This is a genomic window from Shewanella sp. BJSY2023SW005 (assembly GCF_047314585.1).
Classification (GTDB): Bacteria; Pseudomonadota; Gammaproteobacteria; order Enterobacterales; family Shewanellaceae; genus Shewanella; species Shewanella algae.
Genome location: NZ_JBKORJ010000053.1, coordinates 123,103 through 142,574, shown reverse-complemented (window position 1 = coordinate 142,574; position 19,472 = coordinate 123,103). Strand labels below are relative to the sequence as shown.

At 54.3% G+C, this 19,472-nt stretch carries 14 protein-coding genes; 10 read left to right on the top strand and 4 right to left on the bottom strand.

Translation table 11 applies throughout. From position 1 onward, the window contains the following. Nucleotides 1–178: 178 nt before the first annotated feature. On the top strand, nucleotides 179–565 hold the full coding sequence (locus ACMHXI_RS16445; RefSeq protein WP_301561353.1) for a hypothetical protein: 387 nt from the start codon (nucleotides 179–181) through the stop codon (nucleotides 563–565). 204 nt (nucleotides 566–769) lie between these two features. Beyond that, a complete protein-coding gene (locus ACMHXI_RS16440) occupies nucleotides 770–2,362 on the top strand; it encodes an ABC-F family ATPase (RefSeq protein WP_025009796.1) in 1,593 nt (530 codons plus the stop codon). A gap of 98 nt (nucleotides 2,363–2,460) precedes the next feature. Here the strand turns inward: ACMHXI_RS16440 and ACMHXI_RS16435 are convergent, their stop codons facing one another. From ACMHXI_RS16435 to ACMHXI_RS16420, 4 genes are all read right to left on the bottom strand, one after another. Next, on the bottom strand, nucleotides 2,461–5,439 hold the full coding sequence (locus ACMHXI_RS16435; protein WP_413735511.1) for a ricin-type beta-trefoil lectin domain protein: 2,979 nt from the start codon (nucleotides 5,437–5,439) through the stop codon (nucleotides 2,461–2,463). 408 nt (nucleotides 5,440–5,847) lie between these two features. Next, nucleotides 5,848–6,855: an ArsA family ATPase gene (locus ACMHXI_RS16430; protein ID WP_025009798.1), complete on the bottom strand. Its 1,008-nt coding sequence runs from the start codon at nucleotides 6,853–6,855 to the stop codon at nucleotides 5,848–5,850. 26 nt (nucleotides 6,856–6,881) lie between these two features. Further along, complete coding sequence (locus ACMHXI_RS16425) at nucleotides 6,882–7,154, bottom strand: cory-CC-star protein (RefSeq protein WP_025009799.1); 273 nt, start codon at nucleotides 7,152–7,154, stop codon at nucleotides 6,882–6,884. After that, the gene (locus ACMHXI_RS16420) at nucleotides 7,154–8,833 is read right to left on the bottom strand and encodes a carbon starvation protein A (RefSeq protein WP_025009800.1); all 1,680 of its coding nucleotides are present in this window, start codon (nucleotides 8,831–8,833) and stop codon (nucleotides 7,154–7,156) included. Before ACMHXI_RS16420 ends, ACMHXI_RS16425 begins: the two co-directional genes overlap by 1 nt. A 397-nt stretch (nucleotides 8,834–9,230) precedes the next feature. Here ACMHXI_RS16420 and ACMHXI_RS16415 point away from each other — a divergent pair, with 397 nt between their 5' ends. The 8 genes from ACMHXI_RS16415 to ACMHXI_RS16380 all read left to right on the top strand — a co-directional run bounded on the left by ACMHXI_RS16415 (nucleotide 9,231) and on the right by ACMHXI_RS16380 (nucleotide 19,419). Then, a complete protein-coding gene (locus ACMHXI_RS16415) occupies nucleotides 9,231–10,205 on the top strand; it encodes a nucleoside hydrolase (RefSeq protein ID WP_144219965.1) in 975 nt (324 codons plus the stop codon). A 938-nt stretch (nucleotides 10,206–11,143) separates the two neighbouring features. Next, nucleotides 11,144–11,740, top strand: coding sequence for a transcriptional regulator BetI (gene betI / locus ACMHXI_RS16410; RefSeq protein ID WP_028780337.1), 597 nt, complete (start codon nucleotides 11,144–11,146; stop codon nucleotides 11,738–11,740). Continuing rightward, nucleotides 11,740–13,200, top strand: a complete 1,461-nt coding sequence (betB, locus tag ACMHXI_RS16405; protein ID WP_146507846.1) for a betaine-aldehyde dehydrogenase — start codon at nucleotides 11,740–11,742, stop codon at nucleotides 13,198–13,200. The genes betI and betB overlap by 1 nt, the downstream gene beginning before the upstream one ends. A 9-nt stretch (nucleotides 13,201–13,209) precedes the next feature. Beyond that, on the top strand, nucleotides 13,210–14,895 hold the full coding sequence (gene betA / locus ACMHXI_RS16400) for a choline dehydrogenase (RefSeq protein WP_146507844.1): 1,686 nt from the start codon (nucleotides 13,210–13,212) through the stop codon (nucleotides 14,893–14,895). A 161-nt stretch (nucleotides 14,896–15,056) separates the two neighbouring features. Beyond that, on the top strand, nucleotides 15,057–16,274 hold the full coding sequence (locus ACMHXI_RS16395; RefSeq protein WP_208184593.1) for a BCCT family transporter: 1,218 nt from the start codon (nucleotides 15,057–15,059) through the stop codon (nucleotides 16,272–16,274). Nucleotides 16,275–16,312: 38 nt separating this feature from the next. After that, entirely contained in the window at nucleotides 16,313–17,032 is a 720-nt protein-coding gene (locus tag ACMHXI_RS16390; protein WP_391564060.1) for a TorF family putative porin, read from the top strand. Between the two features lie 152 nt (nucleotides 17,033–17,184). Next, a complete protein-coding gene (locus tag ACMHXI_RS16385; protein WP_208124472.1) occupies nucleotides 17,185–17,799 on the top strand; it encodes a PDC sensor domain-containing protein in 615 nt (204 codons plus the stop codon). Nucleotides 17,800–17,841: 42 nt separating this feature from the next. Then, nucleotides 17,842–19,419, top strand: coding sequence for a methyl-accepting chemotaxis protein (locus tag ACMHXI_RS16380; protein ID WP_144166236.1), 1,578 nt, complete (start codon nucleotides 17,842–17,844; stop codon nucleotides 19,417–19,419). The last annotated feature ends 53 nt before the right edge of the window (nucleotides 19,420–19,472 follow it).

Below are 19,472 nucleotides of genomic sequence, written 5' to 3'. Positions count from 1 at the left end.
CAGCACCAATGCCCGCCGGAAAAAAGCCTGCGGTCACGGCCTGAGCCCTTAGCCTGTCAGAGCCTTTGGTCAATATAAGCTTGGGGCTGGATATCGCTGGCCAAGCGAGTCACAGCAAGGGCTACAGGGAATAAGAAAAAATGTGGAATGAGAAAAGGAATGGGAAAGGAGTAGGAAAATGCAATCCAGAAAATTAACCGCGGCAGCTAAGCTGAGTCTGCTAGGCGGCGCCTTACTGCTCAGCGCCATCTCTGTGCCTGTTCAGGCGGGCTGCGGCGAGAAAACCACTGAGTGCATAGTGATCAAGGGTGACAGCCAAAAGACCCTGGAGTGTGAAATCACGGTTTGTGCCAATGTGCACTCATTTCTCAGTCGCTGGCAGTTGGCCGATGGCACCACGCTGAGCACGGATTACACCGAGGACAGCGAGAGCATCACTATCAATGGTGAGCCGGGATATGCCTTGCCGGCAGATATTTTGCGCGCTGAACTTGGCTGTTACAGCACTTTTGCAACAAACAAGGCGGAAACTACCTTGGTGTGTGGCCGCGATCTGGATTTTTAATCTGCTTGCAGAAGATTTTTAAAGTCTTTTATAAACAGCTGGTTGCACTGCTTTATCTCGCTGGCTGCATGCGAGTTTGGTTGATAATTCACGCAGGAATGTTATAGTGCCCGGCTTTATTTACCCGGCCAATCATAGGCCTTGGGCTCTTGGACGGCGCTTTACATGGCCCGGTCCCGCATCTGGATATTTTGGAATCATACAGTGATAACGACAGCTAACATCACCATGCAGTTTGGCGCCAAGCCGCTGTTTGAAAACATCTCGGTTAAATTCGGCGAAGGCAACAGATACGGCCTTATCGGCGCCAATGGCTGCGGTAAGTCTACCTTTATGAAGATCCTTTCCGGTGAGTTGGAGCCAACCTCGGGTAATGTGTCGCTGGATCCCAACGAGCGTCTGGGTAAGTTGAACCAGGATCAGTTCGCCTATGAAGAGCACAGCGTTATCGACACAGTTATCATGGGCCACAAAGAGCTGTGGGCGGTGAAGCAGGAGCGCGATCGCATCTACTCCTTACCGGAAATGAGCGAAGAAGATGGCATTAAAGTGGCCGATCTCGAGATGCAGTTTGCCGAAATGGACGGTTATACCGCAGAAAGCCGCGCCGGTGAGCTGCTGCTCGGGGTGGGTATTCCGCTGGAACAACATTTTGGCCCCATGAGTGAAGTGGCACCGGGTTGGAAACTCAGGGTGCTGCTGGCACAGGCCTTGTTCTCTGATCCCGATGTATTGCTGCTCGACGAACCGACCAACAACCTGGATATCGATACCATTCGCTGGCTGCAGGAGATGCTTAACCAGCGTAACAGCACCATGATCATCATTTCCCACGACAGATACTTCCTCAACTCTGTCTGTACCCATATGGCGGATCTGGACTATGGTGAGCTGCGGGTCTATCCGGGCAACTATGATGAATATATGACAGCCGCCTCTCAGGCCCGCGAGCGCCTGGTGGCTGAAAACGCCAAGAAGAAGGCACAGATTGCCGAGCTGCAAACCTTCGTGGCGCGCTTCTCTGCCAACGCTTCCAAGGCCAAGCAGGCCACATCCCGTGCCCGTCAAATCGACAAGATCAAGCTGGATGAGATCAAGGCTTCCAGCCGGGTTAACCCCTACATTCGTTTCGAGCAGGAGAAGAAACTGTTCCGTAACGCTTTGATTGTTGAGAATATGAGCAATGGTTACGATGAGCTGCTGTTCAAGGATGTGAACTTTATCGCTGAAGTGGGCGAGCGTATCGCGATTCTGGGTGAAAACGGCGTGGGTAAGACCACCTTGTTGCGTACTCTGATCCACGAGTTGCCACAAAAGAGCGGTACCATTCAGTGGTCTGAAAACCATCGTATCGGCTACTACGCCCAGGATCATGCCAGCGACTTTGAAAATGATATGAACCTGTTCGACTGGATGGGTCAGTGGCGTCTGGAAGGTGATGACGATCAGGCGGTGCGTTCAGTGCTGGGCCGTATGCTGTTCAGCGCCGACGACATCAAGAAATCTGTCAAGGTACTGTCCGGTGGTGAGCAGGGTCGTATGCTGTTTGGCAAGCTGATGCTGCAAAAGCCCAATATTCTGGTGATGGACGAACCGACCAACCACCTGGATATGGAATCGATTGAGTCGTTGAACAACGCCCTCGAACTCTATGAAGGCACCTTGCTGTTTGTCAGCCATGACCGTGCCTTCGTTTCATCACTGGCCAACCGTATCATAGAGATAAGCGCTGATGGCGTGAGCGACTTCAAGGGCACTTATGATGAGTTCCTGGCCAGCAAAGGCATTGAAGCCTAAGTCTTTTATGGCGAGCTTGGTTTAACACCAAGTAAAAAAAATCACAATAAACAAGGCCGGTTCATTGAACCGGCCTTGCTGTTTTTTAAGGGCTTGGATCAGAGGCTGGACTTCCACTTCTGATTACTGTCGCCATGGTGATGGTAGAGGATAAGAGCCGCGCCGGCTTGTTCTCCCGAGGCATCAAGCACCTGATTGGGTGCCATTCGGCTTGAGAACACGCTGCCGTCTTTATCGAATGCCTGAGCCGGATTGGAAGCATCGCAGGGCGCCAGTGCCAACTGGCTATGATCCTGGGTATTGCCACCGGGAATGTGCAGGCACAGTCCCGCGTCACCAGCCAGTTTGATACTGCCTTTTATCGGATCGAAGTACCATTTTTGCCCCTGACGGTTGCTGCAGTTGTCCAGGTTCACCAGGCTGCCGCTTTGGGCCTGTTCGGGAGCGCTGATACATAGCCCGGCACGTTTATCCCGCAAACTGACCCAGCGGTGAATGGTCATCTCAGGCCTGAGCAACCATTGCTGGTTGGCGCCGCCATGAAACTGCCATTGACCCACTTGGGCATCGTTGCCACGGCCGTAGGCGTCGGCCACTATATTGGCGTCATGGGCACTGCGAATAAAGCGGCCGTCATAATCCCAACGCAGATTGTCGCTGTCGACACACTCCCATACCACGATTTCGCCTTCATTGTAGGCCTGGCCGCGATTGTCCAAACACAAGGATGGATTGGCCTTGTTGCTGAACATGCGTTTGTCGGCATCAAAACTCCAGCGTTGATCCCAGGCGTCGCGTTCACAGTCATAGAGGATCACATCTGTGCCATTGACCATATCGCTGCCATTACCCGGAATATCCATACACTTGTCCGAAGCGCGGTTGACTATCCGCACATAGGTCGGCAGTGGATTGATATAGGCTTCATCCCTGTGGGCTTCTGCGCGCTCCCACATCTGCAGATAGGCTTCGGCCGAGTTCATCAAGGCTTCATAGGTACTGCCGCCAAGCTGCTCGCGCACATCCTGCAGATGATCAGCCAGCATACCGTAATGGGCCATGCCATCCTGATTGAAGTCAAATACACGATTCCCCGATACCTGACGCTCAAACTGGATACCGAACTCACTGACGAAGGGGTAGTGCAGTGGATTAGTGGCCGCATCGTCTCTGGGACCGGCCTGAGCGCCGAGGCCACTCATATCGGTTCCCAGGCCGACACCCGGCAGAAAAGGAGTATCGGCTATCAACTGCAGGTATCTATCAATACTGCCTCCAAGATGGTTGGCGTTACTGTTGTAGGGCGCCATAAAACCGCCGACCTTGGCCAGGCGCAGGGTGTTGGGGTGCAGTCTGCCTTGGGGGCCATCAGTCATCCAGCTGTGGCTGGTGATCACCCCGCCATATTGGCGCTGCTCGACAATATCCATCACACTGGTGGCGGTTTGTGCCGACATATGATCCAATTCTATCAACATTCCCATATCTATCATGCGGTTAACCAGGTAGACGCCTTTTTCGGACAAGCCATGCTTGTTGCAGTGCAGCATGTTCTCGTCGTACTGGGGATTGAGACCCACGGCATTGAGAATATCCTTGAGCACTGGGATTTCGCCCAAAATGGGGAAACCGGACTTGAATGGTCTGCCCTGAGTGTCGGCGTCGCAGGCCTGGGTTTCAAAGAAATGGCCTGTCGCCAAGACTTCACCGATATTGATAAAGCCGTCTTCCACCACTGAGCCGCCCAGTTGGTTATCGAACTTGTGGGTCGGGAACAGGATTCTCACCCCCTTGGCATAAACTTGCTGCAGTTGCTCTTCAATCTGGCGGCGGTTGCAATCATCCTTGATACCACAGTTGAACAGCTCTGAGGCCTCTATGCCCATCAGCACCGCCAGCTTGCCGTCGGCAATGACCTCGCGAGCCTCTTGAGGCGAGGACACCAGGCGGAAGAAGCCTTTGCCGGGGCCGCCGGACTGCACATCAATATACTCCTGCATTTGCTTGAGACGGTTAATCTGCAACTGAATGCTGTTCATGGTGTTACAGTCGTTGGGGTTGACCCAACTGGCAGGATTGATGGTTTTCTGGGCGTTGCACAACACCTCGTTTTCCACCAGATGGGTGACCATCAGGCGCAAACCGCCTAGCCATGCGCGCTCAATCCACTTGTAGTAGTAACCTGAGTGGGTCATCTGCTCGTGATTGGGCCACCAGGGGAAGTCCGGCCAGCCTCGGGTGTCATAGCGGAAGTTGGCGTCGTTGAAGGAGTAGAGATTGCCGATGAGATCCAGTGAGCCATTCGGCCCATGGATCACCGCACTGTCGTTCAACGCCTGGGTCACCCCCCAGCGGTGGAACGGCTTGCCATGCATCATCTTGCCGCCCATAAACTCATACGAGGTGATATGGGTGTGGGCATCTACCAGACCACGCACCGGCAGTGAAGCATCGCCTTTCAGGGCGGAGAAATCACCACTGGCATTGACTTCAACCTCGGGAAACGCGCTGCAGGCGTCACTGGCAACCAGCTTGAAGCTTGCCTCTGAAGTGTTGTTTCCAGGGTTGAGCAGATCGAAGAAATACAAGCCTCCGCCGCTGTAGTTGTGCCTGAGTCCCAGATTGAGGCCCACGGCGTGAAAGCGATAACTGAATTCACCGGATGGCGCTGTTTCGGCGTCAACCCGCCACTCGGCAAATTCCCCCGGGTAACGACCGGCGCTGACTTCGGCCGGCAGATGGCTGGCAAAGAAGCGGCCATCTGCGTCTGTCATCATAAAATGACCGCGGCGACTGGGTTTGAAGTAAAACGCACTGGCCTCGGCCTGGCTGATATTATCGAAACGATAACTCAGACCATCATCCACAGTGCCTCCCTGATGGAAGCGATGCAGATACTGGCCATTGGTCGGCGATTGAATAATAAAACATTGCTGCGCCAGGCTGTCGACCGCCTGGGTGGTTTGCGTTTCAGCTGCAGCTAGGGGGAGGGTTCCCAGCGCAAACAGGCTGGGGATCAGGGCAGAGAACAGACTTTTGGCACTGGGCCAATCTCCATGTCCGATTAGCTTTTTCATAGGTTAGTCCACGAAGTTGCTGGTTAATGTTGGTTTATTTCGCAACTGCTAAACTTCTGCACCCTCATGTATATGGCTAACACTGGTTTTAATCAAGCGATTGTTTAAATTTTGTTAACTTTGAGGTTGGTGATCTTGGTAACAGGCAACGTTGAGATGTAGAGACTGCTGCGCCACTGCGCCTTCTTGATTTGAGTTGATTGGTTTTTATATGTTTAAACTCAAAGTCTTGTGAAGTTTTCTGGTGATTGGTTTTATAGGCTACGGCGTCTCTTATGCTGCGGATTTAGCTGTGTCAAAGGTATACCTTCTGATATCAGTAGCCCCTTGCCGGAGCTCGCGATTGGGTGCAGGTGTTGTCTGCGTTTGGTGAAATAGGCCAAACGATTGAAGGGAAATTGGCTGAATTTACAGCCCGGCTTTGGCCAGTTCTGTCGCCATCTGTTCAAGACCGCTCAGGCCCTGGATATCGGTTTCCTTGAGGGGCAGTCGAAAGCGGGGCAGCTTGCTAAAGTTTACGTCTATCTCTTCGAGGTGCACGGCTTCCTGCTGGCGGCGTTTGGCAAGAAAACTGCCGTCGGCCTCGGGTGGCAGCAGTCGATTGACCACCAAACCTGCCAACGGTAACTGCTCGGCCTGCAGGCTGGCCACGGCGCGGCAGGTTTCCAGAATAGGCAGCTTCTCTGCGGTCAGAACAAACAGCAGCCCTGTTTGCTGCGGATCTTTAATCAGCTCACGGGTGCGCTGCAGCAGCCGTTGGCGGGCCAGCAGGGTTTCGGCTATGGCCTTGTTGCGCGGCGCCATTCCGGCGGTGGCGTGCTCGGCCGGATCGTCGAAGGGGTTATCGACATCACGGCCCCGGCCGGGTGTCAGGTGCGACAGCATGGCGCCGAGCTTCTCTGATTTCTGATTGGCGCTCAGCATACCTTGGGTCCAGGCGGCCATCGCCTCAGGCAGGCTCAGCAGCCTAAGGGTATGGCCGGTGGGCGCGGTATCGAAAATAATCAGATCGTATTCACCGAGGCCGCTTTCCAGGGTCTTGGCAATCCGCTCCAGCAAGGCGGCTTCCTGGGCACCGGGAGACTGACGGGTGAGGCGCATCTGCCGCTCGATTTCAACGAACATCTCCGGGCGGGTAAAACTCTTCAACTGTTGGCTGACACGGTCGAGATGTTGGCGCACTTCCTCATCCGGGTCGATTTCCAGTGCATCCAGATTGGGTGCCAGCCGGGTGCAGTGATCGCCTATCTGCTTGGCAAAGGCATCGCTCAGGCTGTGGGCCGGATCTGTGGACACCAGCAGGACTTTCTTGCCGCGCCCGGCCGCCAACAGGGCCAGTGAGGAGGAGACAGTAGTCTTGCCGACACCGCCTTTGCCACCCACCCACAGAATACGTTTGTCTGTAAGCTGCGCCATAGCCCGTCCTTAATTAACATCTTGTTTCAACAGCATCTGAACTGATCCAGCGGTGAGTGGGGCATACCCATACGCAGGTGCCAGTCATGGAACTTTTCCAGCATCAAGGGCTGCAGCTCCAGAGTGTAGTAACTGGCCGGGTTGGGTACCCCCATCATTTCGGAGAAGATCAGCAGCATAAAAAGATCGTCCTGCTCCCTGCGGGCGCGGGCGACTGCCGAGCGGAAGGGGGCGTTATACGCCTCTTCCGCCAGGTGGCTCAGGTCTTTGACCAATGCCTTGATCTTCGCCAGTTTCATCAGTCGTTCTCCGCCGCAGTTTTACGCGCCTTGAGCGAACGGCTCAGCGTGGCACTGCACTCCAGTGAAATCACTATGGCGGCGATCAGTACCACCAAGTCCAGAGTAAACAGGAACCAATCCTGCTTGTCGTAGAAGCCTTTGAGTTGAATAAGCAGGCCCATGGTGGTCATCACCAGCAGGAAGATAAGCGGAGCCAGGGTATACCACATGGGGCGACCCAGTTTCACCAGCATCACTGTGATTACCAACAATGTCAGGCCAGCCAGTAACTGGTTGGTGGTGCCAAACAGCGGCCAGATCAGCATGCCACCCGAGCCGTCACCGCCGGCGCCGAAGGCCAGCAGCAAGCAGGTGCCCACGGCCAGCAGAGTGGCGACGGCGCCATTTTGCATCCAGTTGAGGTTATAGATGCTGCCCCATTCCTGGAAGATGTAACGCTGCAGCCGCAAGCCTGTGTCCATCGTGGTACCGGCAAACAGCACTACCATTACTGTCAGCAGGGTTTGCGCCATGGTTTCATCCATGCCTATCCCGGATTCGAGGATATTGGCGCCGCCCTTGATAAAGGCGCTGACGCCCCCCTGCCCAAAGGCGTGATAGACAGCCTGCCAGTCGGCCAGGGTCGCAAAACCCGCGGTGGCGGCTATGATGGCCGCCAGTGCCAGGGAGCCTTCGCCTATGGCGCCAAAGTAACCGACAAAACGCACATCCGGTTCTTTATCCAGTTGTTTTGAGGTGGTTCCGCTGGAAACCAGGCCGTGGAAGCCGGAAATCGCACCGCAGGCAATGGTGACAAACAGCAGTGGCACTATGGATGGAGTGCCTTCGGGCACATCGGTATTAAAGGCCGGTGCCACTATATCAGGCGCACCCAGAAGCACGGCGCCGTAAAGCAAGCCTAAGCCGATAAACAGCTGAATACCATTGATATAGTCCCGTGGTTGCAGCAGCATCCATACCGGCAGCAGCGAGGCGATGGCGGCATAAACAAACAGCAGGATGATCCAGCTTTGGTTATCCGACAGCGGCCCCAGGGTTTCCGGCAATGCCAGCGGCAAAGACGGGCCGATATAGATGAGCGCGTACAATGCTGCCACGCCGACAATGGACACCACCAAGAGGTTGATAAGACGGCGGTAGATAAGCTGGCCTATGATGAGTGCCACCACTATGGCGCCCCAAACCGGCAGGGTGGCGCTGGGGAAGTTGATCAACTGCTTGGCAATGACGACGGCAAACACGGCGTTAACCATGAGCAACACCAAGAATATCACCACCATAAAGATGCTGCGGGCCCGCTCGCCGATAACATCACCCGTGACCGCACCTATGGATTTGGCCTTGTTGCGGTTACTGGCCCAGATGGCGCCGGCATCGTGCACCCCGGCAAAGAAGATGGTGCCGAACACCACCCAGAGGAAGGCCGGCACCCAGCCCCAGATAACCGCAATAGCCGGGCCGATAATCGGTGCAGCTCCGGCCACAGAGGTAAAGTGGTGGCCCCAAAGCACATATTTATTGGTGGGCACATAGTCGATACCATCCTGCATCTCGTGTGCAGGAGTCACGAAGTTGGGATCGACTTTGAAGATTTTTTCGCAGATGAATTTTGAATAGACAAAATAGCCGGCCGCCATCGCGCCCAGGCCCATTAACATCAACAGCACAGCATTCATGGGACACCTCTTGTTGTTGTTTTGATGTATCGATGTTAATGGAAGGTGGTTGTGGCTGATATCAGACTAAAGTCCTATTCGCTCGCGGCTATCAAGAACAGCATCTTTGCTGTAGGCATTTGTCAGAAAAGCAATAATTGCCTGCAATACCGCGGTGGTTCATGCCGCTTGATTGCGCGTTTCGCCGCTTTTATGGGCTATCAAACTTATCCGGATGAGAGCCGAATATTGCAGTGATAGCCCTTAGGTGAACAGATACTGACCCCTGTGTCTCATTTCCTCAATTCGGCGCGGTATTATGGGGCGCACAGCGTGAGATTTAGCGCTAGAATGGGCCAGTGCCACCGGCTTGCAGCGGCACAGATAATATTAATAACATCACAAAGGAAGCTGGATTGTGACGAAGAAAATTATCCTGGATACAGATCCCGGTATTGATGATGCAATGGCAATTCTGTTTGCCGAAGGGCATGCCGCTGTGGATCTTATCGGTATCACCACAGTATTTGGCAACGCCACCATTGAAAACAGCACTCGCAATGCCCTTTACTTGAAACAGAAATACGGCATGAAGGCAGACGTATCCATGGGGGCGGATAAGCCGCTGTCGCGCCCTCCTGTCGGCCCTACCACCATAGTTCATGGTGATACCGGTTTTGGCGATCTGCAAGTCACCGCCGCCGATGTCAGCCTAAGCGCCGATCCCCGTCCGGCATGGCAGTATATCGTCGAGCAGCTCAAGGCGCAGCCGGGGGAGATCACTCTTGTGGCTGTTGGGCCTCTGACCAATCTGGCTCTGGCGCTGCAGCATGAACCCGGGATCACCAAACTGGTTAAAGAAGTGGTGATCATGGGCGGGGCCTTCGGGGTTAACGGCCATCAGGGCAATGTCAGCCCGTTTGCCGAAGCCAATATCCATGACGATCCCGAGGCGGCCGATATCGTATTTACTGCCGACTGGCCCGTGGTGATTATCGGTCTGGATGTGACCCATGAGAGTTTCTTTACGCCCGAGTATCTGGATAAGCTGCGCGATGAAGCCGGTGAGCCGGGACGCTTTATTCACCAGATAAGCCGTTTCTATCTCGACTTTTACCAGCGTAGCCTGGGAATTTCCGGCTGCCACGTGCACGACCCCTCGGCGATTGCCTATGTGATAGATCCCAGCCTGTTTACCCTGAGAAAGGGGCCTGTGCGGGTGGTTTGCTCCGGCCCGGCCATTGGCCACACAATGCAGAAAACCTACGAGCGGCGCCATCCCCATGATGACTGGAGCGATATGCCGGCGCAAAGTGTTGGGGTGGGGGTGCGCAACGAGGCGCTGCTCGAACTGTATCGCAACACCCTGATAGATTTCGGTCGTCGGTCATAGGTCTTGCTGCGGTAGTTATTTTTCTGCCAGCCGACCTCATCTGATGCCAGAGCCCGGTATTTGGCCGGGCTCTTTTACTAAGGAAGGTGCGAATAAGTCCTCGTGGCACTCTGGCTTGCACAGCAATTGGCTTTCAAGGCATCTGACTGAAGGCATGCCGGGGCCTGTCGAAGTCGGATAACGCAGAGAGCCGGTTGCTGTGAAAGCCCCAAAGGGCGTGGCTTACAAACCTGTCTGCTATGTTGTGCTTCTTGTAAAGGACTAGCCATTTGCTGCGAACCACGCCTTGCATACAGGCCTGTAAGCCAACGCAGAGCACGCATGGGACTTGTTCGCACCTTCCCTAACCCTTTGCAGGGGCTCTTGTCTTGCGCTTTATCCGCCTTTTCACTTTATTCATCTGTTACCCGTCCCAACATGGTTCAGCGTTAGTCGGCTTCCAGGTTCAGTATTCCTCTTGTTAATTATGACTCCTCTTTTTTGGTCATAACTCCTCATTCTAATCACTCTTTCTCATTGTCACCTTATTCTCAGCTTCCCCCTACTCATCGCCTTATCCTCAGCCCCAGTCTCAATCTCAGTGTCCGGCTTCCAAGCAGCAGGTTAGGTCCGGAGCGACAGGCGTATTTATCTGCGCTATCGGGTTACAGAGTGAGTTGCAAGGTTTTAGTTCAAATGATATCTGCTGTAATTATTTAGACGGTGAACGCTTGGGTCGTTCTGCGGTAATTTTTCGGTTAACACCTCAGAAATAGCGAAGTTTTGTCGGTAAATAGAAACTTTTTCAGATAAATTTCAAGCAACGTAAGCATTTGTTGCTGTGAGGTAAATCACTGTTTTGTGACTTGTGTGATCTGAAAACTCGGCTCCGGTCAGGTTGATAATTACAGTTCAAATCATTAGGCTTGTTTTTAATTGAACGGTCAATTAATAAAAATATGCCCAAGATTGGAATGAAACCCGTGCGCCGCCAGCAACTGATCGATGCCACTATGGCCTCGGTGGCTGCCAATGGTTTGCACAATACCACCATCAACAGCATCAGCCACTTGGCCGGGTTGTCGTCGGGGATCATCAGCCATTATTTCGGTGGCAAGCAGGAGCTGATTGAAGCGACATTGCGGCATTTGCTGGAACAACTGAAGCTGGCTTTGCTGGCGCAAACGGCAGAGCGGCAGCTTTCCCCCAAGGCACGGCTGCACGCCATAGTGGCGGCCAACTTCACCGAGTTTCAACGCTCGGGGGCGGCTACCCGTACCTGGCTTAATTTCTGGGCTCAGTCCATGCATGAGCCCGGGCTTGCCAGGTTGCAGCAGGTCAACAGTGCCAGACTGCAGAGTAACCTGGCCTTCTCTTTCAAACAGTTATTGCCCAGGGAGCAGGCGCTCAAGAGTGCCGAGCAGGTGGCCGCCATGATTGACGGTTTTTGGCTGCGCAGTGCTCTCAGTCCTGAACCTGAGCAGGCGTTTGCTGCCGCAGAATCCTGGTGTATCGATTTCATTGACCAAAGTCTGGCTTATCACGGAGTACATTGATGACACAGCCTGTTTATCAGAATTTTATTGACGGTCGTTATATGGCCAACGCCTCGGGTGAATCCTTTGAGGTGATTAACCCAGGCACGGGCCAGGTGCAATACCGCGTTGAAGTGGCCGATGAGGCCATCAAACAGGCGGCCATTGCCAGTGCCAAACGCGGGTTTGCCGCTTGGTCAGCCATGAGCGCCATGGCCCGCAGCCGGGTGCTGTTAAGGGCCGTGGCCCTGCTGCGGCAGCGCAACGATGAGCTGGCCAAAATTGAAGTGCTGGATACGGGTAAACCCTGGCAGGAGGCATCTGTGGTGGACGTGGTCACAGGGGCCGATGCCATAGAATACTTCGCCGGCATAGTGGTGGGCCTGGAAGGCTGTCAGCAAAGTGTTGGCGATGATTTCTTCTATACCCGCCGAGAACCTCTGGGGATCTGTGCCGGTATCGGCGCCTGGAATTATCCTTTGCAGATTGCCTGTTGGAAGTCGGCGCCGGCGTTGGCCGCCGGTAATGCGATGATCTTCAAGCCGTCAGAGGAGACCCCGCTCGGCGCTCTGAAGCTGGCGGAAATCTTTATCGAAGCCGGTGTGCCCGCCGGGGTGTTCAATGTGGTGCAGGGCGCGGCCGAAGTAGGTCAATGGCTGACTCACAGTGAGGATATCGCCAAGGTGTCCTTTACCGGCGAAGTGGGCACAGGCAAGAAGGTGATGGCGGCAGCGGCCTCCAGTCTCAAGGATGTCACCATGGAACTGGGGGGCAAGTCTCCGCTGATCATCTTTGAAGACGCCGAGCTGGAAGATGCCGTCAGCGCCGCCATGCTGGGCAACTTTTATACCCAAGGTGAAATTTGTACCAATGGTACCCGTGTCTATGTCGCCCGCAATCTTTACCCGGCCTTTATCGAACGTTTGCAGCAAAGGATGGCCAATATCAAGGCCGGCGACCCCATGGCGCCGGACACCAATTTCGGCGCCCTGATATCCAGCGCGCACAGAGACAAGGTGCTCGAGTATATCGCCCTTGGGCAGGCCGAGGGGGCGAGGCTCCTTTGCGGTGGCAAGCCTTTGACGCCGGACTCGGCCCCAGAGGGTTTCTTTGTTGAGCCGACCGTATTTGTCGACTGTGATGACAAGATGCGTATTTGCCGTGAAGAGATCTTCGGCCCTGTGATGTCTGTGTTGATTTTCGACGATGAAGAGGAAGTGATCCGCCGCGCCAACGATACGGCCCTTGGTCTGGCTGCTGCGGTATTTAGCCGCGATATTCGCCGCGCCCACAGGGTGATTCATCGGCTTCAGGCCGGGATTTGCTGGATCAATGCCTATGGCGCCTCACCCTCGGAGATGCCCGTCGGTGGCTACAAGCTTTCGGGAGTCGGCCGGGAGAACGGCAGTGAAACCCTCAAGGCCTATACCCAGACCAAATCGGTTTATGTCGGCATGCAGCCCCTGGAAAGTCCATTTTAAGGAGCCGTTATGAATCAGAATTTCGATTACATCATTGTCGGTGCCGGTAGCGCAGGGTGCGTGCTGGCCAACCGCCTGAGCGAAGATAAAAACAAACGGGTCTTGTTGCTGGAAACCGGCGGCAGCGATCGCAGCATCTTTATTCAGATGCCAACGGCGTTGTCCATTCCCATGAATACCCAAAAGTACGCCTGGCAGTTTGAAACCGAGCCTGAACCGGGTCTGGACAACCGGCGCATGCATTGTCCCAGGGGCAAGGTGCTCGGCGGTTCTTCATCCATCAACGGCATGGTCTACGTCCGCGGTCACGCCCATGACTTTGATGAGTGGCAGGCCAGTGGCGCCGAGGGCTGGAGCTACGCCGATTGCTTGCCCTATTTCAAAAAGGCCGAGACTTGGGCCTTTGGCGGTGACAAGTATCGAGGCGATAGTGGGCCCTTGGGGGTCAATAACGGCAACCGCATGGCTAACCCCCTGTATAAGGCCTTTGTTGATGCCGGTGTGCAAGCCGGGTACCTGGCCACAGATGATTACAACGGTGCCCAACAGGAAGGCTTTGGCGCCATGCATATGACGGTGAAAAATGGTGTGCGCTGGTCTACGGCCAATGCCTATCTGCGTCCGGCCATGACACGGGATAATTTAAAAGTGGTGACCGGCGCCTTGGTGCACAAGGTATTGCTGCAGGACAAGGTGGCAACCGGGGTGCGCTATGAATGTGGCGGCAAGTTGCAGCAGGCCATGGTTGGCATGGGCGGCGAAGTGATCCTTTCAGCAGGTCCCGTGGGTTCGCCCCATCTGTTGCAGCTTTCCGGTATAGGTGCGCCCGAAGTCCTTAAAGAAGCCGGTATTGAGCTGGAGCATGCCTTGCCCGGGGTGGGGGAGAATCTTCAGGATCATCTGGAGTTCTATTTTCAGTTCCGTTGCACCCAGCCAGTTTCCCTCAACCGCAAACTGGATTGGTGGAACAAGTTCCTGATCGGCAGCCGCTGGTTCTTTACCAAGACAGGACTTGGGGCCACCAACCATTTTGAATCCTGCGGTTTTATCCGCTCCAAGGCGGGCCTGGCCGCACCGGATCTCCAGTATCACTTCCTGCCCGCCGCCATGCGTTATGACGGCCGGGAAGCCTTTGATGGTGATGGTTTTCAGGTGCATATCGGCCACAATAAGCCCAAGAGCCGGGGATGGGTCAGGGTACAGAGCAGCGATCCGCACCGGCATCCGCAGATACGTTTCAACTATTTGCAACACCAGGATGATATCGAAGGCTTTCGCGCCTGTGTGCGCCTGACCCGGGAGATTATTCATCAGCCGGCATTTGATGGTTATCGCGGAGAAGAGATCCAGCCTGGTGCCGAAGTGGAAACCGATGAGCAGATAGATGCCTTTGTTCGTCGCTCGGTAGAGAGTGCTTATCATCCATCCTGTTCCTGCAAGATGGGCACAGATCCCATGGCCGTGGTGGACCCGCAAAACCGGGTGCATGGCATTGAAGGACTGAGAGTCGTGGACTCTTCCGTATTCCCCACCATTCCCAATGGCAACCTCAATGCACCGACCATAATGTTGGCAGAGAAGGCCGCCGATATTATCCGCGGCCGTGAAGCCTTACCGGCCTCTGATGCCACAGTTGTTCTGGCTGACAAATGGCGAGCGCAGCAGCGCTGCCATGCACCCGAGCGGCCTAGCTGATCTTAAAATCCAAGGGGCCAGTCTGCAGTCGGCCCCTTAACCCCTGTCAATGCTGAAATCGGCGCAGCCAAGCCGAGGGCTTTTTGCTGGCCAAAATTCGCCATTAGTCTGGGGCTGGAATCAGAAAAATATAATTTAAATCAACAATAAAGGGAAAAATTATGGAGCTTTGGCTTTCAGCAGGGATCTTATTTACCTTTGCCATGATAGGGGTGATCCTGTATCGGTGGGGCAACATCCCCTGCGTAGGTGTCACCCCGGTGCGGATCAACACCTTTATCGCTATTTTGTTCACCTCAGGCCTGGATGTAGGCTTGATCATGTTCCCGCTCACCGAATTCGGCACTTACACAGATACCAACAGCAGCCCCGAATACGCCTTTTCCAATCCCTTGGCGATAGAGTTTGGATTTTGGGCCTTTCTCATCTGGGGTTTCTACTTTGTCACCTGTTTCTATTTTTGCGTCATTGAGCCCAGAGTGAAGTTCTTTGAACTCAAGGCAGTAAAGTTCATCAACAACATGGTGATTATCGGCACCTGTGCCTTCACTGCTTATCTGCTACTCAGCAACTTGCCCTGGTATCTGCCGGAGATGGGCGATGGAGAGTCCGTCATAGGCGCCTTCTATTTGATAGTGTTTGCCGTCATCGCCATCGCGGTTTATTCCAGTACCAGCATTAAATACGTCAAGGTGCTCAGCCTGGCCAGTACCTGGCTGTTTGTGGCGCTGATAGCCCTGATGTGGAGCGGCGCATTTTTAGGGGAGAATGGCACTGTCGGCGACTTCATTACCACCTTTTCGTTATTGGGTGAGTACTTTGTCGATATCAAGCATTTTGTGTTGCCGCTCAATGACTATCACGCCTTTTACCTGTTCTGGTGGTTTGCCTGGAGCATTATGATAGGCCAGTTTACCTCGCGGTTTGTCGGCGGGATCAAGACCTGGCAGCTGCTGCTGGCCATGATGGTGTTTCCCTCCATTCCCATCGCGATTTGGTTCAGTGTCCTCTATTTCTACGATACCCAGGCCATATCCACATCCGGCTTTTATAACCTGGCCATGGTCATGGTGGGCATTACCTTTGTGATCAATTCGCTGGACTCATTGATCCGTCTCTACACGGATAACCTGGGGCTGACGGTTGCCAGGCTCGGCAAACGCAACTATCTGATTGGCAATATCGCCGTGATGGTGCTGCTGACCTTGCTGTTCCAACTGGATTTCTTGGAGATTCAATGGGTTGGGGCCCTGGCCATTGGGCTTATCTTCGCCTGTGCCGGTTACATGCTGCTGACCAAACTGAAAACCTTGGGCCGGATCCAAGGTTCTCCCAAAGAAAACACCATAGATTTTAATAAAATAGAGTTGGCTGACTGATGCCGGCTTCAATCCATAAAACCAAAAGAGGAACACAGATGCGCTTGAACGCCATGGCAAATTATCTCAAGAGCGGCGGTGTGGCGGCACTGCTGACACTGACTTTCACGGCCGAGGCCGAGTGGTCATCGACCGTGACCCTGGCATCGGATTACAGTTTCAACGGGGTCAGTCAGACAGATAAAGGCCCGGCGTTACAGGCCAGCTTGGATTACAGTAGTGAAAGTGGCTGGTATCTTGGCAGCTTCGCTTCCAATGTCGACTTCGGTGGTGGCGATGATACCTGGTTGGAACTTGACGGTTACGCAGGTTATTTTTACCAGTTCAATGAACACCTGAGCCTGGATGCCGGGCTTGCCTATTACAGCTATCACGGCGAATCCTTTTCCGATGACTACAACTATCCGGAAGCTTATGCCAAGTGGGGTTATCAGTCGCCATTCGGTCAGTCGGAGCTGAATCTCTGGTATAGCTGGGATTACTTTGGTACCGGTGCCGGCCACAGCATAGTGATGCTGGCCCACAGTTTTGAATTGGCGCCCGGTCACCGGCTGAGGTTGAGTTTTGACCGTTCCACATCGGATGATACAGACAAGTGGCAGTGGCAGGAAAGCAGAGGCTATCAACACTACCGCATCGCCTACCAGACCCAATATCACGGCATAGATATTGAGCTGGCGGGTGAAGATACCAGCCTAGACTCGGACAATGCCGATGCCAGGTTGGTGCTTAGCCTGTCGCACAGATTCACCTTCTGAATAGTTGCTCCATTGGCCCAGGCTGGAGTGGGCGGCGTCAGCCTGGGCCTTGCGGCTTACTTAAGAATATTCTTTTATCTTTCAAGCGCTCTTGTGATTTGTTGACTAGTCTTATCTCAGGATGATTTCTATCACAGCAGGGAGCAACCCAGATGACCTCTATCAGCAAATTTTGTCGCAGCAAATCTTGCGCTGCATTGTTCAGTGTGACGCTGCTCGGCGCGACTTCTATGTTTGTTGCCGCTTCAGCCAATGCCAACGACTATGAAGCCGCCATCAGCGAACTTGCCAATACCCAGGTCAAGAGTTGGCTTGGCGACCCTTTGATCGTCGATAGCATCAAGCAACAAAACAGTGCCAATGCCGAACTTTCCAAGGAGCAAATTCTCGACTTGGACAAGCAATGGCGTGCTCAGGTTGCTGCCGCCGACAAGCCATTGGTGGATAAGCTTCTCAACAATCCGCTTTCCGATTTTTTGCGGCAGAAACTGCAGCAAAGCAATGGCCTTTATACCGAAATATTCGTCATGGATGACAAGGGATTGAATGTGGGACAGAGTGCCATGACTTCAGATTATTGGCAGGGGGATGAAGCCAAATGGCAGCAAACCTTCGCCAAGGGGCCGGACAGTATCCATATCAGCGAGGTGGAAGAGGATGAGTCTACCCAGAGTTATCAGAGTCAGCTGAGTCTGCCTGTTGTCGACCCCTCGTCCGGTGCAGTGATAGGCGCCATTACACTGGGGATCAACGTAGAGCTACTTTAAGCGTCTTTTGCTTGTTATTTCCCCTCAGTCAGGGAGGTCTGTATGGGAATCTTCAACAGGATCAGCAGCAAGATGGCCTTGATCGCCTCTGTGGTGGTTTTGGCCGGTTTTACGCTGACCAACTTTATAAGCCAGCATAGGCTCACCAGCACTCTGGTCGATATGGAGCGGGTCAGCAGTCAGGTGATCACCGGATTTGTGTCGCAACAACTGCTCAATGCCGTGAAATTCGGCAAGGCGGACAAGGTCGAGGAGGAGTTTGTCAATCTGGCCAAACAGACCCGGGGGAACCTCGGGTATGCCGTGGTGTTTGATGCTTCGCAGGCCGTTTTTGCTCAGTTTGGCGAGCCAGGCAATACCGGCGCCCAGATGCAGGCTTCGCTGGGGCAGCATCTGCCGCAACTGAAAGCCGGCGAGCCCCAGACCTTGGTTACCGACAAGGATATTCAAATACTTCATCCCATTATCAACAGTCGTGATCAGGCGCTGATTGGGGTACTGGGCATGAGCTGGGGTCTTCAGGAGATCCAGCGGCAGACAAATGCTATGTTGCTGGGAGGCATAGCCGTTGCTATTCCTGTCGCCGTGGCGATCATCATCTGCCTGCTGCTGGTGATGAAGCGCCTGGTGATGCGCCCGGTGGACAGGATCACCCAACTGGCACAGGAGTTGGCTCGCGGAGAAGGGGATCTGCGTCGGCGTATCGAATATTCGAGCGACGATGAGTTGCGCGGCCTGTGTGACAACATCAATCACTTCATTATCAAGGTGCAGGAAGCCCTGGCCGATGTTACCGCTCAGTCGAGTTCCTTGACCGAGATAGCCACCCAAAGCCGCCATACATCCCAGAGTGCCAATGCCGCCACACAAGAGCAGCGCGGCAGCCTGGAACAGATGTCCCACTCGATACGTGACATGTCCAGCGTGATCCACGAGGTGGCACAAAACGCGGCCGAGGCAGAGGATTCCACCAAGGATGCCAGGGCGGTATCCCAGGAAGTGCAGGCCATCATAGAGCGCAATCGTGAGTCGATAGACTCACTTGCCGCCGAGGTGGAGCGGGCCTCGGGAGTGATTCAGCGGCTTTATGATGACAGTCAGCAGATAGGGCGGATCCTCGAAGTGATCCAGGCGATTGCCGAGCAGACCAATCTGCTGGCACTGAATGCGGCCATAGAGGCGGCCCGCGCCGGTGAGCAGGGGCGGGGCTTTGCCGTTGTGGCCGACGAAGTACGCTCTCTGGCCAGCAAGACTCAGCAGTCGACCGAAGAGATAAAGGCGATGATAGAACGTTTGCAAGCCGGCAGTAAAGATGCCGCAGATGTGATGAATGCCAGTTGTAACAAGGCTCGGGAGGGGGTTGAGCAGGCACAGCAGAGCCGTGAAGCACTGCAGCTGATTGCCGCCAAGGTAGACGCCATTTCCAGCGTCAACAGCCTGATAGCCTCGGCGACCCAATCTCAGGCACGTTCGGCCGAGAGTCTGTCCCATGATCTGGAACAGTTGCATCATCTGAGTGAAATCTCCGCCAGCAGCGCCGAGGAAGCGGCGCACCATGGCAGTGAACTCTTCGACCTAATCAATAAGACCCAGGTAACCCTCGGGCGTTTCAAAGTCTAGGGTTTCAAGGTCTGGGGTAAGGCCCGGGAAGGGGCAGATAAGCCTGAATCACA